The sequence below is a fragment of the uncultured Flavobacterium sp. genome (assembly GCF_951805225.1).
In the GTDB taxonomy this organism is placed as follows: Bacteria; Bacteroidota; Bacteroidia; order Flavobacteriales; family Flavobacteriaceae; genus Flavobacterium.
In genome coordinates this window covers 5142542-5157901 of the sequence record NZ_OX638201.1, presented here as the reverse complement: position 1 = coordinate 5157901, position 15360 = coordinate 5142542, and the positions used below count along the sequence as shown (strand labels likewise).

The following is a 15360-nucleotide window of genomic DNA, read 5'->3' as shown; positions in this document are numbered from 1 at the left end:
AATTGAACAAATGAATCAAGATTATATAAAACCGGACAACTGGTCCATCATTGAAGAAGGATTTGATGCCGAACGAGTAAAATCGTCCGAAAGTCTTTTTAGTATCGGAAACGGTGCGATGGGACAACGCGCCAATTTTGAAGAAACCTATTCTGGTGAAACTTTTCAGGGAAGTTACATCGCAGGAATTTATTATCCGGATAAAACCAAAGTGGGTTGGTGGAAAAATGGATATCCAAAATATTTTGCGAAAGTATTAAACGCTCCAAACTGGATTGGAATTGACGTAGAAATCAACGAAGAAAACTTAGATTTAAATACTTGTACCGAAGTTAAAAACTTTCGCAGAGAATTGAATATGAAAGAAGGTTGGTACAATCGTTCTTTTGAAGCTACGTTGAAAAACGGAACCGAAATTGCGGTAAACGTTCGTCGTTTTCTTTCTTTGGATCTGGATGAAGCAGGAATTATCAAATACGAAATTACGCCTTTAAACAAAGACGCCAAGATCGTTTACAAACCTTATATTGACGCTGGTGTAACGAACGAAGATGCAAACTGGGAAGAAAAATTCTGGGAACCATTAGAAGTAAAAAAATCAAATAGTGACGCTTTTGTAACCGCGCAAACTTTCAAAACGCATTTTAAAGTTACGACTTTCATGCACAATACGATTTTTGCAAATGGAGAAAACGTAAATATTTCACCTTCAACAATCGATTCAACAACAGATAAAGTTCAGTTTACTTACGGAACGATTATCGCAAAAGGACAAACCTCATCAATTCAGAAAATTGGTGGTTATACTGTTTCTTTAAACCACGAAAACACTTTGGCTGCAGCCGAAAAAGCAATAAAAGCTGCCGTTAATTTAGGATACGATACTTTACTTCAAAATCAAATTGAGGCTTGGAGTAAAATCTGGGAAATGTCAGATATTACAATCGATGGCGATGTAAAAGCACAACAAGGAATTCGTTTCAACATTTTTCAATTGAACCAAACTTATTTAGGAAAAGATTCTCGTTTGAATATTGGACCAAAAGGTTTTACAGGAGAAAAATACGGCGGATCAACTTATTGGGATACTGAGGCATATTGCATTCCGTTTTATATGGCGACAAAAGATCAGCAAGTTGCGAGAAACTTATTGACGTATCGTTTCAATCAATTGGATAAAGCGATCGAAAATGCCAAAGACAATTTAGGCTTCAAAAATGGCGCGGCTTTGTATCCAATGGTTACCATGAATGGAGAAGAATGCCATAACGAATGGGAAATCACACATGAAGAAATTCACAGAAATGGTGCGATTGCATTTGCGATTTATAACTATTATCGTTTCACCGGAGATTACTCTTATATTCCTGAAAAAGGTCTGGAAGTTTTAATTGGAATTGCACGTTTCTGGCACCAAAGAGCTTCTTTCTCTAAAGAGAAAAATCAATATGTGATTCTTGGAGTTACAGGTCCAAACGAATACGAAAACAACATCAACAATAATTTCTACACCAATTATATTGCAAAATGGTGTATTGATTATGCAACAGAACAAATTAATAAAGTTGCAACAGAATATCCTGCAGATCACAAACGTGTATTAGAAAAAGTAACCCTTTCGGCTAATGAAATTCAGGAATGGAAAAAAGTGGCTGACGATATGTACTTCCCTACTTCTAAGGAATTAGGTATTTATTTACAACAAGACGGTTTCTTAGACAAAGATTTAGTTCCTGTAAAAGACTTAGATAAATCGCAAAGACCAATCAACCAGAAATGGTCTTGGGATCGAGTTTTACGTTCGCCTTACATCAAACAAGCCGATGTTTTGCAATGTTTTTATTTCTTCGAAGATCATTTTTCTAAAGAAGAATTAAAACGAAATTTCGAATTTTATGAATCATTTACGGTTCATGAAAGTTCACTTTCGCCTTGCGTGCACTCGATTCAGGCTGCACATCTGGACAAAATGGATATGGCATATACTTTCTATTTAAGAACTTCTCGTCTTGATCTTGACGATTATAATAAAGAAGTCGAAGAAGGTTGTCACATAACTTCAATGGCCGGAACTTGGATGAGTATTGTAGAAGGTTTTGGCGGAATGCGTGTGAAAAATGATCAGCTTCATTTTGCTCCAAAAATTCCAAAAGAATGGAAAGGTTATTCGTTTAAAATCAACTTTAGAAATCAAATTCTGAAAGTTGCTGTAAATCACAACGAAACCACTTTTACAGTAGATGGCGAACAGGATTTAACAATTGTCGTTAACGGAAATCCTGTAATTGCAAGTAAATTTGTACAAATAAATTAAATTACAATACCCTTAAAACTAAAAAACATGAAAAACTTATTTTTCGCAAGTTTAATCTTGTTTGCTTTTAGCTCGATTGCAAAAGCGCAACAATTAAAATCTCCCGAAGGAAAGTTCGTAATGGAATTTTCGCTTCAAAATGACGGAACTCCAACTTACAATTTAAAATACAAAAATAAAGAAGTTGTAAAAACCAGTAAATTAGGTCTTGAACTTAAAGATGACAAAAAATCTTTATTGAATGATTTTACAGTTGTAGACACAAAAACATCGACTTTTGACGAAAACTGGAAACCGGTTTGGGGTGAAGTAGACAATATTAGAAATCACTATAATGAATTGGCGGTTACTTTAAATCAAAAAGGAACTGACAGACAAATCATAATTCGTTTCCGTTTATTTGATGACGGACTTGGATTTAGATATGAATTTCCGGCTCAAAAGAATCTTACTTATTTCGTAATCAAAGAAGAAAGAACTCAGTTTGCAATGGCTGGAGATCACACAGCTTTCTGGATTCCGGGAGATTATGATACTCAGGAATACGATTATACAAAATCTAAATTATCTGAAATTAGAGGATTATCTCAAAAAGCATATACAGCAAATGTTTCTCAAAAGAACTTTTCACCAACAGGAGTTCAGACTTCTTTGATGTTAAAAACTGCTGACGGAATCTACATCAACTTGCACGAAGCAGCTTTGATCAACTATTCTTGTATGCACTTGAATCTTGATGACAAAAACATGATTTTCGAATCTTGGTTAACGCCAGATGCAAAAGGAGATAAAGGATATATGCAAGCGCCAAGTCACTCGCCTTGGAGAACGATTATGGTAAGCGATAATGCTACAGAAATCTTAGCTTCAAAAATGACTTTAAACTTAAATGATCCATCAAAAATTGACGATACTTCTTGGATTAAACCAGTAAAATACGTTGGGGTTTGGTGGGAAATGATTACAGGAAAAAGCACTTGGTCATACACAAACGATTTCCCAACGGTACAATTGGGAGTTTCTGATTTTTCAAAAGCAAAACCAAGCGGAACGCACGGAGCAAACAATGCTAACGTAAAAAAATACATTGATTTTGCTGCTGCAAATGGTTTCGACGCCGTTTTAGTCGAAGGTTGGAACGAAGGTTGGGAAGACTGGTTTGGACATTCAAAAGATTATGTTTTTGATTTCGTAACACCTTATCCTGATTTTGATGTAAAAGGTTTGCACGAATACGCAAAATCTAAAGGTGTAAAAATCATCATGCACCATGAAACTTCAGGTTCAGTTCGTAACTACGAGCGTCATATGGACAAAGCGTACCAATTCATGAAAGACAACGGATATGACGCTGTAAAAAGCGGATATGTTGGCGATATTTTGCCTCGTGGTGAAAACCACTACGATCAATGGATTGTAAACCATTATCAATATGCAATTGAAAAAGCAGCTGATTATAAAATTATGGTGAATGCTCACGAAGCAGTTCGTCCAACTGGAATTTGCAGAACGTATCCTAACTTAATTGGAAACGAAGCTGCAAGAGGAACAGAATACCAAGCTTTTGGGGGTTCTAAACCAAATCACGTTACCGTTTTACCATTTACACGTTTAATTGGCGGACCAATGGATTACACCCCTGGAATCTTCGAAATGGATATCAGCAAAATGAATCCTGATAACAAATCTCATGTAAACAGTACAATTTGTAATCAATTAGCATTATACGTTACAATGTATAGCCCGTTGCAAATGGCAGCTGATACTCCGGAGAATTACAACCGTTTTCCAGATGCATTCCAATTCATTAAAGATGTCGCTGTAGATTGGTCAGAAAGTAAATATATCGAGGCTGAACCAGGAGATTATATCACGGTTGCCCGTAAAGCAAAAGGAACAAACAATTGGTTCGTAGGAAACGTAAACGGAGAAACTCCTCGTACATCAAACATCGATTTCAGTTTCCTTGAAAAAGGTAAAAAATATACCGCTACAATTTATGCTGATGCAAAAGATGCGCATTACAAAACAAATCCGCAAGCTTATACTATCAAGAAAATTGCAGTAACAAATAAATCAAAATTATCGCAGTTATCTGCTCCTGGCGGAGGTTATGCAATAAGCATTATCGAAACTAAATAATTTTTTCAAAGACAAGTGATTTTCCCCAAAATTACTTGTCTTTTTTTTAAGATTGCTATATTTGGATTGCAAGGTTTCCAAAACGATAACGGAAATTTAAATTGCATTAATCAAATCAATATAAAATGAAAAACGTTATAAGTTTATTTTTAAGCCTTCTACTTCTTTCCTGCAATCAGAAAAACGAAAAAATCCTTAAACCAAGTACCGAAAATAAAAAGTCAGACTCTTTAGATAAAATTGATATCGATAAAACGCTTTTTTGTGTTTATAATTTATCAAAAACAACAACCGCAATTGTGGTGAATCTTAATGAGGAAGAAACTTATAAAGGAGCTGAATTTGATAAAATTTTCAATCAGGTAAATGCCAAAGATTCTTTATACAATGTTTTAGAACAAGACACTACTAAAGTCCGAAACTTTGAATATTACGATACGTTAGGAAGTTTCAAACTTATTAAAAGTAAAACATTAGAACGTGAGATTAAAAAGATTGCCGATAAGAGTTATTACGTTTATGGTACAAAGGGATTTTCGAAAGTAACGATCAACAACGTAGTTTGCGGACTTGATGAATGCCGAACCAATATTATTGCTTTTCCAATTGAAAATTTTGACACCGCTAAAAACGGGAAACCTGTTATTTGCTCAAAACAGTTATTAAAAATAAACTATCAGAACAACTATTTTGATATTGAGAAAAAAGTAAGGGCATTTGAAGAAAAGGAAAGCAAAAACTATGATTATAAAGACGGCATTAAAACAAAAATATTTGCCAATGTTGGAGATGCTTATTTTGCGTATAACGATGATTTTATGTGGGGAAAATATCCTGATAAAAGCAAATGTAATTTCCCCGGAAGAACAATCTATATCGTAAAAAAAGATAAACCTATAAAAAAATTCTGGGTGAATGGTTTAGATCTATTTGGAATTCCCTGTGACTAAAACATTCTTAAGAGTTTTTTCGAGGTTAATCTCAAAAAAATTAAAGAACACTATAAATATTAGCGAAATCAACCTTTCAGATATTTATAATAAACCTTAAAACTATTATGAACAACCTAAAAATAAACCACTATATCTATAAATTAATTTTAATGGTTTTGCTTTTTTCTGCTTCCGCGAAAGCGCAAATCCAGAAAGTAGAACCGCCATTTTGGTACGCCGGAATGAAAAATCCGGAACTACAAATTATGTTCTACGGAAAAAATATCGCACAATATGAAGCTTCTGTTTCTAATAATGTGGTGATTAAAAATGTAGAAAAAACCGAAAATCCAAACTACCTTTTCGTTACAATTGATACGCAAAACCTAAAAGCTTCTGAATTGGTTTTCTCTTTCAAAACCAAAAACAAAGTTGCCTTTACACAGAAATATTCCCTTAAAGAAAGAAGAGCAAATTCGGCAGATAGAAAAAGTTACGATGCATCGGATATGATTTACTTAATCATGCCGGATCGTTTTGCTAACGGAAATCCTAAAAACGATAGCAATGCTTCTTTAACAGAAAAAGGAAATCGTCAGGATCCAAGCGGTCGTCACGGCGGCGATATCGAAGGAATTATCAAAAACCTTGATTATATTTCGTCACTTGGCGCAACCACAATCTGGAGCACGCCTTTATGCGAAGACAACGACAAACAACATTCGTATCACACTTACGGACAATCTGATGTTTACAAAATAGATCCGCGTTACGGAACCAATGACGATTATGCACGTCTTTCGGCAGAAATGCACAAAAAAGACATGAAATTGGTCATGGATTATGTTACCAATCACTGGGGAATTACACACTGGATGATGAGTGATATCCCGACTAAAACATGGTTCAATCAATTCGAAAATTTCACACAAACGCACCACAGACGTGAAGTAATTCCAGATACTCATGCATCCAAAATAGATCAGGAAGTTTGTGTTGACGGTTGGTTCGTTCCTTCAATGCCGGACTTGAATTTAAGAAATCCTCTAGTTGCAAAATACTTAACGCAAAATGCTATTTGGTGGATTGAATTTGCTAACCTTGACGGATTCAGAGTAGACACTTATAATTATTCTGATAAAACTGCAATGGCAAATTGGGCAAAATCGATTACAAACGAATATCCTAATTTTAATATTGTAGGTGAAATCTGGATGCACAATCAGGCGAGTTTAGCTTTTTGGCAAAAAGACAGTAAAATTGGTGCGATCGAAAATTACAATTCGAATTTACCAACTGTAATGGATTTTACTTTGCAAGATCAAATCAATTCTGCTTTCAATGAAAATGAACCAAGCTGGGATAACGGATTGATTAAATTCTACAACAATTTTGCAATGGATTATTTATATCCAAACCCAAATAGTATTTTGGTTTTTGCCGAAAATCATGACACAGATCGTATGAATCATAACTTTAAATATGATTTTCCAAAATACAAACTTGCCATGACTTTATTAGCAACGATTCGTGGAATTCCGCAATTGTATTATGGTTCAGAAATTGGAATGGGCGGCGATAAAGGCAAAGGCGATGCAGATATTCGTCAGGATTTTCCAGGCGGATGGAATGGCGACAAAAACAACGCATTTACCGCAGCAGGAAGAAATGCTGAACAAGCCAAATTCTTTGATTTTACTTCTAAATTATTCACTTGGAGAAAATCGAATGAAGCCGTTCACTTCGGGAAAATGACACATTATATTCCGGAAAACAACACTTATGTTTATTTTAGATATACCGATGCAAAAACCGTAATGGTCGTTTTTAATAACAATGCAAAAGAACAAACTATCAAAACAAATCGCTTTAAAGAAAACATCAAAAACTTTAAATCCGGAAAAGATGTTATCACAGGAAAAACATTCGATTTAGCTTCTGAAATTACTTTAGAACCAAAATCAGCAGTGGTTTTAGAATTGGAATAAAGCTTAACCGCAAAGTTCGCAAGGACAAGCGCAAAGTTCGCAATATTGTTTGCGACAGTATGTATTGTAGAGGCGCACAGCAGTGCGTCTACACAAAGTTTTTCCGCCACGAATTCACGAATTATTATTTACCATCTTATTGAAGAAATAAATTCGTGAATTCGTGGCGGAATTTTTTTATTAGTCAAATTATAAATGCTTGTTAAATTTAGAATAAATGAAAAAATACACTTTCCTTTTTTTATCTTTAGTATTCTTAATCACGAGTTGTTCTGGCTCTAAATCAGTTACAATGAATCACGAAAATACTTCGAAAACGCCTTTCGTATGGGAAGGAGCAAATGTTTACTTTTTACTTACCGATCGTTTTTATAACGGAAATCCTTCTAACGATTTAAACTTCAACCGAACCAAAACTCCGGGAAAACTCCGTGGTTTTGAAGGTGGAGATATCATTGGAATTACCAAGAAAATTGAATCCGGTTATTTCGAAAAACTAGGAATCAATGCGATTTGGCTTACGCCAATTGTAGAGCAAATTCATGATGGAGTTGACGAAGGAACTGGTCTTAGTTATGGTTTTCATGGTTATTGGGCAAGAGACTGGACTGCTTTAGATCCAAATTTTGGAACTAAAGAAGATCTTGCGAATCTGGTAAAAAAAGCACACGAAAAAGGCATCCGAATTGTTCTCGACGGCGTAATCAATCATACCGGACCTGTAACTCCCGAAGATCCTGTTTGGCCTTCAGACTGGGTTCGAACTGGTGTTGTTTGCGACTATAAATCATTCGAAAATACTACGATGTGTACTTTGGTAGAGAATCTTCCGGATGTGAGAACTGAGAGTACGCAAGAAGTAGAATTACCTCCTTTTTTAATCGAAAAATGGAAAAAAGAAGGTCGATATGAGAAAGAAATTGCTTCATTGGATGAGTTTTTCAAAAGAACAAATTATCCAAGAACGCCTAAATATTACATCATAAAATGGCTAACCGATTATATTACCGAATTTGGCGTTGATGGTTATCGCGGAGATACTGTAAAACATACAGATGAAAACGTTTGGTCTGACTTTAAAAAAGAATGTGATTACGCTTTCGAAACCTGGAAGAAAAACCATCCAAAAGAAGTTTTAGATCAAAACCCATTTTATACAATTGCCGAAGTTTACGGTTACGGAATCAGCGGCGGACAAGATTATGATTTTGGAGATCGAAAAGTAAATTACTTTCAGAATGGTTTTAATAGCATGATCAATTTTGAATTTAAATGGAATGCTGCTCAGAATAATTATGAAGGTTTATTTTCGAAATATTCAAATGCTTTAAACAATGACTTAAAAGGATATTCGGTTTTAAATTATATGTCGTCACACGATGATGGACAACCTTTTGATGCAAACAGAGTAAAAGGTATCGAAGCCGGAACTAAATTATTGCTTTCACCTGGAATGTCTCAGGTTTATTATGGTGATGAATCTAGCAGATCTTTGGTTATTGAAGGCACACAAGGCGATGCGACATTACGTTCAAACATGAATTGGGATGATATTCAGAATAATTCTGAAGTACAAAAAACACTTTTGCATTGGCAGAAATTAGGGCAATTTAGACGAAATCATCCAGCAGTTGGTGCCGGAATTCATACTCAGATTAGTAGCGAACCTTATGTTTTTTCGAGAAGATTTAGCAAAGAAACTTTCGAAGATAAAGTCGTTATTGGTCTAGATTTACCGAAAGGCAAAAAAGAACTTCCCGTTAATTCTATCTTCCAAAACGGAACAAAATTAAGAGATACTTATTCTAATCAGGAAGCTGAAGTTATAGATGGAAAAGTTACTATTGATAGTGATTTTGATGTTGTTTTATTGGAAAAAATTTAACCGCAAAGCTCGCAAGGATTTTATCTGGTAATATCTTAATAAACGCAAAGTTCGCAAAGCTAAATCAACACAAAGCTTTGCGAACTTTGTGTTTTATAAAATCACTTACACAAAAAACTTTGCGCACTTTGCGGTAAAACTACACATAGCAAATCTATTTTTTGCGACCTTTGCGGTTAAATCCTTCAAATTATGCTAAAAATAGGACATCGCGGTGCCGGATACGAACCCGAGAATACTTTAAAAGCTTTCCAAAAAGCATTAGAATTAAATGCTGACGGAATCGAACTCGATGTTCACTTAAGCGCTGACGGACATATCGTGGTTATTCACGACGAAACCATCGACAGAACTACGAACGGGAAAGGCTTTGTAAATACATTATCTTTGTCCGAATTGAAATCGTTTTTGATTGACGGCAAACTCGAAATTCCAACTTTAATTGAAGTTTTTGATTTGATAGACAAAAAATGTCTAATCAATGTCGAGTTAAAAGGTGTCGGAACAGCAAGTAAAGTTGTGGCCTTGATTGAAGAATATATTTCGGATAAAAACTGGAATTATGAAAATTTTATTATTTCAAGTTTTGAATGGATTTTTTTAGAGGAAGTTCACAATCTAAATCCAAAAATTGCCATTGGAGTTTTGACAGAGGAAGATCTGGATAAAGCTTTGGCTTTCGCCGAAGGAATAAAAGCAAGCGCCATCAATCCTGATTATCAATTGTTGACTTTGGAAAACACCAAAAAAATACAAGAAAAAGGATTTCAGGTTTTGCCGTGGACAGTAAATACAGCAGAAGACATTCAAAAAATAAAAAGCTACAACGTAGACGGAATTATCTCTGATTTTCCGGATAAACTATAAAATCGACTGTCCGAATCTTTGTCAAAGTTTTAAACTTTGACAAAGATATTTTGACGTCGTAAATAAAAATATGATTAAAAATTTCGACATAATTATTGTTGGCGGAGGCGCTGCAGGTTTTTTTACAGCGATTAATATTGCAGAGAAAAATCCGAAACTGAAAATTGCCATTTTAGAAAGAGGAAAAGAAGTGCTTTCTAAAGTCCGCGTTTCCGGTGGCGGAAGATGCAATGTAACACACGCTTGTTTTGAGCCAAATGAATTGGTTAAATTTTATCCGCGTGGCGAGAAAGAACTTCGTGGTCCTTTTCATCAATTTTGTTCCGGCGATACAATTGAATGGTTCGAAAAACATGGTGTTGAATTAAAAATCGAAGACGACGGAAGAATGTTTCCGGTTTCGAATTCCTCTCAAACTATTATAGATTGTTTCCTGGAAGCAACGGGAAAATTAGGTATTAAAGTTTTGACTGGACAAAGTGTTCAATCGATTTTTAAAGCCGAAAATCATTGGAAAATCGATACGCAGGATGAAAACTATGCTACAGAAAAATTAGTTTTGGCAACAGGAAGTAATCCTAAAATTTGGGAAATGCTGCAAACGCAAGGACACGCAATCGTAAGTCCGGTTCCTTCCCTATTTACATTCAACATAAAAGATCCAAGAATAAAAGAATTGCCCGGCGTTGCGGCACAAGTTACCGTAAACGTAAAAGATACAAAACTAGAATCAACCGGACCTTTATTAATCACACATTGGGGAATGAGCGGTCCTGCAATTCTAAAACTTTCGGCTTGGGGCGCTCGTATTTTATTCGATAAAAATTATCAGTTTACCATTTTCGTAAATTGGTTAAATGATGTTGATACAGAAGATGCCGAAAAAATTCTGAAAGACTTAAAACAGGAACATGCTAAAAAAGCAGTTTCGAAAAAATCTCCTTTTGATTTCCCAAATCGTTTATGGGAAAGTCTGGTTTTAGCTTCTGAAATTGAAGCAGAAACGAAATGGGCAGATTTATCTAAAAACCAATTACAGAATCTAGCTTCTCAATTGACAAAAGCAAAATTTCAGGTAAACGGAAAAAGCACTTTCAAAGAAGAGTTTGTAACTGCTGGCGGAATCGATTTAAAAGAAATCAACTTTAAAACTATGGAAAGCAAACTGCATCAAAATCTTTATTTTGCTGGAGAAATTGTAAATATAGATGCTATTACGGGAGGTTTTAACTTTCAGAATGCATGGACAAGCGGTTTTATTTTGGCAAATAATATATAATATAATGAAATTTAAAGGTGTTATTTTTGATCTGGACGGAACGTTGGTAAATTCATTGGAAGACATTTCTGATGCAATGAATACAATACTACAAAGACTAAATTTTCCAACGCATTCGTATGATGATTATCAATATTTTATTGGAAGCGGTTTACGAAATTTGGTAAGTAAAGCTTTGCCGGCATCAAATAATACAGAACGTGAGATCGAAATCAGTTTTCAAAACATGATTACGGAATATCGCGAGATTTGCACGCTAAAAACAAAACCTTATAATGGTATTATTGAATTATTAGATCATTTGGCATCGCAAGATTTCAAATTAGCTGTTTTTTCGAATAAAGCAGATGAACTTACCAAAAAAATCGTAGCCGAAATATTCCCTGATTATTTTGATGCTGCAATTGGTTTAAGTACGGAATCACTTAAAAAACCAAATCCGTTTGAAGCGATCGAAATAAGCAAAAGCTGGAACTTAAAAACAGATGAAATTCTTTTTGTAGGCGATTCAGATATCGACATCTTAACTGCAACAAATGCTAAAATGTTTCCGGTTGGAGTTTCCTGGGGTTACAGAACAAAAGACGAACTAATCGCAACCGGCGCAAAATTGGTATTAAATAATCCTTCAGATTTACTTGAGATATTGTAAAGAGTATTCAGTCGCAGTTTTCAATCATAATCTGATTAACTGAAAACTTAATCTAAAACCTCATCTACGCAAAAATCTATTAACAAGAATTTACATATTTGCTAAGTTTTAGTTAAGACAATTCTAATAATTTTACTTTCAACTAATTAATCCTGTATGAAAGTAAAATTACTTACCACAATTTCTTTTTTCACGTATCAACTTTCGATTTCTCAAACTGAAAAACTCCTAAAAGGAAAAGTTCATTCGGAAACAATCTTACTCAAAGATGTGGAAGTAATCAATAAAACTGCTCAAACTAGTACCAGAACAAATGATTGGGGAGAGTTTTCGATTCTGGTTAAACCTCAGGATAGCCTTATATTTTTCTCTAAAAACTATTTATTTAAAAGATTAAAGCTTTCAGCTAAAGATATAGAAAACAATGCTCTAATTGTCAATATGGCTCCAAAGCCTGAAGAATTAGATGACGTTATTATAATGACGAATATTAAAGCTCCTAAAATCATTGATAATGCTTATAACAGAGACGAAATAAGGAAAATTAAAATTCGTAAGCAATTTGATGATGTAACTTCAAGGGTTAATGTTTATGACGGAAAAATTAATAAAGCAATAAATTACAGTCACGCTATTTTTGATAGACCGAAGAAAACAATCGAAGTTGACCAACGCTTCAAAAAACTGGTTTTGGCTTCTTGCTCGCCTGCCTTTTTTATCAACGATTTAAAAATAAAGCCTGAAGAAAAAGAATTGTTTCTTGATTTTTGCGATGCTGATCCGAGATCTAAAAAACTTTTAGATAACGCAAATGTTCTATCTACAATGGATTTTCTATACGCTAAAAACACAGAATTTCAGAAACTAAAAAGTGAGCTTAAAAACTAAATAAAATCTAACCAATTTCTCAAAATGAAAGTAAAATTACTTACTGCAATTTCTTTTTTAACGTATCAGTTTTCGATTTCTCAAACTGAAAAATTACTTCACGGAAAGGTTATTTTTCAAAATAATCCGCTAAAAAATGTAGAGGTTATTAATAAAACTACCAAAACAAGTACAACTACAAATTCCCTTGGAGAATTTTCGATTTTAGTACATGTAAAAGATAGTTTGATTTTCTTTTCGAAAGATTACTTCTTCAAAAGATTAAGGGTTACCAAAGAAAATATTGCGGCTGACAATCTTGAAGTAAGGTTGAGTCTAAAACCCGAAGAATTGGATGAGGTAATAATTACGGATGTAAAAATGACTCCTTTTAAAATTTCTCAAAAAGATTTAGATGCAGTAAAACTTGAAAAAGATGCTGCTTCTTTACAAAAATATACCGGCGTTAATGACGGAAGTATTGCAGGTGGTATGGACATGGGCAGAATGATAACCGGAATTAGGAATTTATTTAAAAAAGATAAAGACGAATCTAAAGTAACAACGCCAAATGATGGCTTTAAAAAACTTGTTGCAAAATCAGTTCCTAATGTTTTTTTTACAAGAGATTTAAAATTAAAACCCGAGGAAAAAGAGTTATTTCTTGATTTCTGTGATGCTGATCCAAAATCATTAAATCTTTTAAATCACAGTAATATTCTCTCTACAATGGAATTTCTAACCCTGAAAAACGAAGAATTCCAAAAGCTGAAAACTGAAGTTGAAAATTGATAAAATACAAATTCGATATACAAAACCTTTGCCAATAAGATTTTGCATACCGAATTTGCTAAACATGAAAATTTACATTTAATATCCCGGATTCTGTTTTAAATTCAAATTAAACAAAGCATCTGAAGGAAGACAATACAATAAATATTTCTCCGGAGAAGTATTCTTTTTCAATTCTCTTGGTCCAAGAAATTTTCCAAAACGAATCAAATCGTTTCTTCTCCAGCCTTCCCACCATAATTCTCTTCCTCTTTCTGCTAACAAGTTTTCTAAAGTTGCCGTTGGCGCAGGAACTCCTGTTCGAACAGCAATTTTGTCCATAATATCCTGAGCTGAACCGTTTCCTGACGCAGTGCCACCTCTAAGAATTGCTTCGGCTTCCATCAATAACGCATCTGCATAACGCATTAAAATAAAGTCGTTTTCGGGATTGTCTAGATTATTAACATCCGGTTGGTATTTTTGAGTTCTAATTCCGGCTGTTTCAATCGTTGGTCCTGAAAGAATTAGCGTTACTTCTTTGGTAAAGAATAATGGATTCCCGTTTCTGTCTTTTAACGGAATTGTTCCTCCTGGCGTAACTACACCGGTAACCTCATCTGTAGTTTCAGGTGCATACATTTGTCCATACTGAAATCCGATTGGGTTTCCAAAATGTGCAATAATTTCAGGTGTTGAATGTTGACGACGATCATCGGCAGCATTAAAACGGTCATAATATTCGCCTACAGTACAAAAACCGTTGTAACCATCTGGTGTTTGATTGTAATGCATTCCGTATCTCCAGTAATCTCCAAGCGCTCCGCCATCTCCCAAAACATTTTTTGAAGAGAATAAAATCTCTGGCGAAGTGTTATTGTCCGGCACAAAATTATCCCAATACGAATCAGCTAAACTACTTTTTATGGCTTCAACGTGCGCAATAACTTTATTCATATTTGCGGCTTCAAAAGTATATGGTCCGGCAGGATTTGCAGCTTTGAAAACAGCAAGATTCAAGTAAATTTTAGCCAATAAAAAATGTCCTGCATCTTCATTTACAATACTTGCATCTCCAGCAACACGTGCGGGTAAATTTGGCAAAATAGCTTCTAATTCTGTACGTACAAAATCTGTCGCTTCAGCTCTTGTCCAAACTTTAGGATCACTTGTCAATGGAGTTCCCGGTTCTCTATATGGCGCTTGTCCGTACAAATCCAAAACATTGTAATAATAGAACGCTCTTAAAAAACGCGCCTGAACAATCTCTGACGGATCTTTAGAATTTTGGATAATCGTATTACAATCGTACACACTTGCCAATAAACTATTCCATGCATTTCTGATCTCGACATTATCAGGCGTCCAGGTTAGTGTATGAAATTGTCTCCACGTACCATTATCATCCCAATCTCCTCCTCTTGTTGGCCCAACTAATGCATCTGTAGACATTTCGTTTAACGTATGCATTTGTTCCTGAACCTGAAAATTTCTTAAACCCTGATACGCAGTTCGCAATAAAGCTGCTGTGTTTACAGGCTCATTTTCTCCTCCGGTAGGAATTCCGTCTAAAATTTCTTCATTCAAATTCGTACAGCTAACACTTAAAACCAGTGTACTTACGAAAAAAATACTTTTTATAATATTGATAGTTTTCATAGTT

The 15360-nt window shown here is 34.6% G+C and carries 11 protein-coding genes; 10 read left to right on the top strand and 1 reads right to left on the bottom strand.

All coding sequences use genetic code 11. The annotated features are described in order from the left end of the window. Nucleotides 1–10 precede the first annotated feature (10 nt). From WN975_RS21470 to WN975_RS21425, 10 genes are all read left to right on the top strand, one after another. On the top strand, nt 11–2314 hold the full coding sequence (locus WN975_RS21470; RefSeq protein WP_337968268.1) for a glycoside hydrolase family 65 protein: 2304 nt from the start codon (nt 11–13) through the stop codon (nt 2312–2314). Between the two features lie 27 nt (nt 2315–2341). Further along, the gene (locus tag WN975_RS21465; RefSeq protein ID WP_337968267.1) at nt 2342–4456 is read left to right on the top strand and encodes a glycoside hydrolase family 97 protein; all 2115 of its coding nucleotides are present in this window, start codon (nt 2342–2344) and stop codon (nt 4454–4456) included. A 125-nt stretch (nt 4457–4581) separates the two neighbouring features. Beyond that, a complete protein-coding gene (locus WN975_RS21460) occupies nt 4582–5406 on the top strand; it encodes a hypothetical protein (protein ID WP_337968266.1) in 825 nt (274 codons plus the stop codon). 107 nt (nt 5407–5513) lie between these two features. After that, nucleotides 5514–7376, top strand: coding sequence for a glycoside hydrolase family 13 protein (locus tag WN975_RS21455; RefSeq protein WP_337968265.1), 1863 nt, complete (start codon nt 5514–5516; stop codon nt 7374–7376). A gap of 217 nt (nt 7377–7593) precedes the next feature. Then, nucleotides 7594–9261: an alpha-amylase family glycosyl hydrolase gene (locus WN975_RS21450; RefSeq protein ID WP_337968264.1), complete on the top strand. Its 1668-nt coding sequence runs from the start codon at nt 7594–7596 to the stop codon at nt 9259–9261. Nucleotides 9262–9453: 192 nt separating this feature from the next. Continuing rightward, the gene (locus WN975_RS21445; RefSeq protein WP_337968263.1) at nt 9454–10128 is read left to right on the top strand and encodes a glycerophosphodiester phosphodiesterase family protein; all 675 of its coding nucleotides are present in this window, start codon (nt 9454–9456) and stop codon (nt 10126–10128) included. Nucleotides 10129–10198: 70 nt separating this feature from the next. Then, nucleotides 10199–11407, top strand: a complete 1209-nt coding sequence (locus WN975_RS21440; RefSeq protein ID WP_099710493.1) for an NAD(P)/FAD-dependent oxidoreductase — start codon at nt 10199–10201, stop codon at nt 11405–11407. 4 nt (nt 11408–11411) lie between these two features. Next, nucleotides 11412–12059, top strand: a complete 648-nt coding sequence (locus WN975_RS21435) for an HAD family hydrolase (RefSeq protein ID WP_337968262.1) — start codon at nt 11412–11414, stop codon at nt 12057–12059. Between the two features lie 156 nt (nt 12060–12215). Then, a complete protein-coding gene (locus WN975_RS21430) occupies nt 12216–12947 on the top strand; it encodes a hypothetical protein (RefSeq protein ID WP_337968261.1) in 732 nt (243 codons plus the stop codon). Between the two features lie 24 nt (nt 12948–12971). Then, nucleotides 12972–13718 (top strand): hypothetical protein, encoded by a 747-nt coding sequence (locus WN975_RS21425; protein WP_337968260.1) that lies wholly within the window; start codon nt 12972–12974, stop codon nt 13716–13718. A gap of 78 nt (nt 13719–13796) precedes the next feature. On the opposite strand, the gene WN975_RS21420 is transcribed toward WN975_RS21425, so the two are convergent. Further along, nucleotides 13797–15356, bottom strand: a complete 1560-nt coding sequence (locus WN975_RS21420; protein ID WP_337968259.1) for a RagB/SusD family nutrient uptake outer membrane protein — start codon at nt 15354–15356, stop codon at nt 13797–13799. Nucleotides 15357–15360: the final 4 nt, after the last annotated feature.

What these genes read in the sequence shown, in the direction of transcription:
- WN975_RS21450 (WP_337968264.1), top strand. Translation starts at nt 7,594, where the DNA reads ATGAAAAAATACACTTTCCTTTTTTTATCTTTAGTATTCTTAATCACG.
- WN975_RS21455 (WP_337968265.1), top strand. Translation starts at nt 5,514, where the DNA reads ATGAACAACCTAAAAATAAACCACTATATCTATAAATTAATTTTAATG.
- WN975_RS21435 (WP_337968262.1), top strand. Translation starts at nt 11,412, where the DNA reads ATGAAATTTAAAGGTGTTATTTTTGATCTGGACGGAACGTTGGTAAAT.
- WN975_RS21470 (WP_337968268.1), top strand. Translation starts at nt 11, where the DNA reads ATGAATCAAGATTATATAAAACCGGACAACTGGTCCATCATTGAAGAA.
- WN975_RS21430 (WP_337968261.1), top strand. Translation starts at nt 12,216, where the DNA reads ATGAAAGTAAAATTACTTACCACAATTTCTTTTTTCACGTATCAACTT.
- WN975_RS21420 (WP_337968259.1), bottom strand. Translation starts at nt 15,356, where the DNA reads ATGAAAACTATCAATATTATAAAAAGTATTTTTTTCGTAAGTACACTG.
- WN975_RS21460 (WP_337968266.1), top strand. Translation starts at nt 4,582, where the DNA reads ATGAAAAACGTTATAAGTTTATTTTTAAGCCTTCTACTTCTTTCCTGC.
- WN975_RS21440 (WP_099710493.1), top strand. Translation starts at nt 10,199, where the DNA reads ATGATTAAAAATTTCGACATAATTATTGTTGGCGGAGGCGCTGCAGGT.
- WN975_RS21445 (WP_337968263.1), top strand. Translation starts at nt 9,454, where the DNA reads ATGCTAAAAATAGGACATCGCGGTGCCGGATACGAACCCGAGAATACT.
- WN975_RS21425 (WP_337968260.1), top strand. Translation starts at nt 12,972, where the DNA reads ATGAAAGTAAAATTACTTACTGCAATTTCTTTTTTAACGTATCAGTTT.
- WN975_RS21465 (WP_337968267.1), top strand. Translation starts at nt 2,342, where the DNA reads ATGAAAAACTTATTTTTCGCAAGTTTAATCTTGTTTGCTTTTAGCTCG.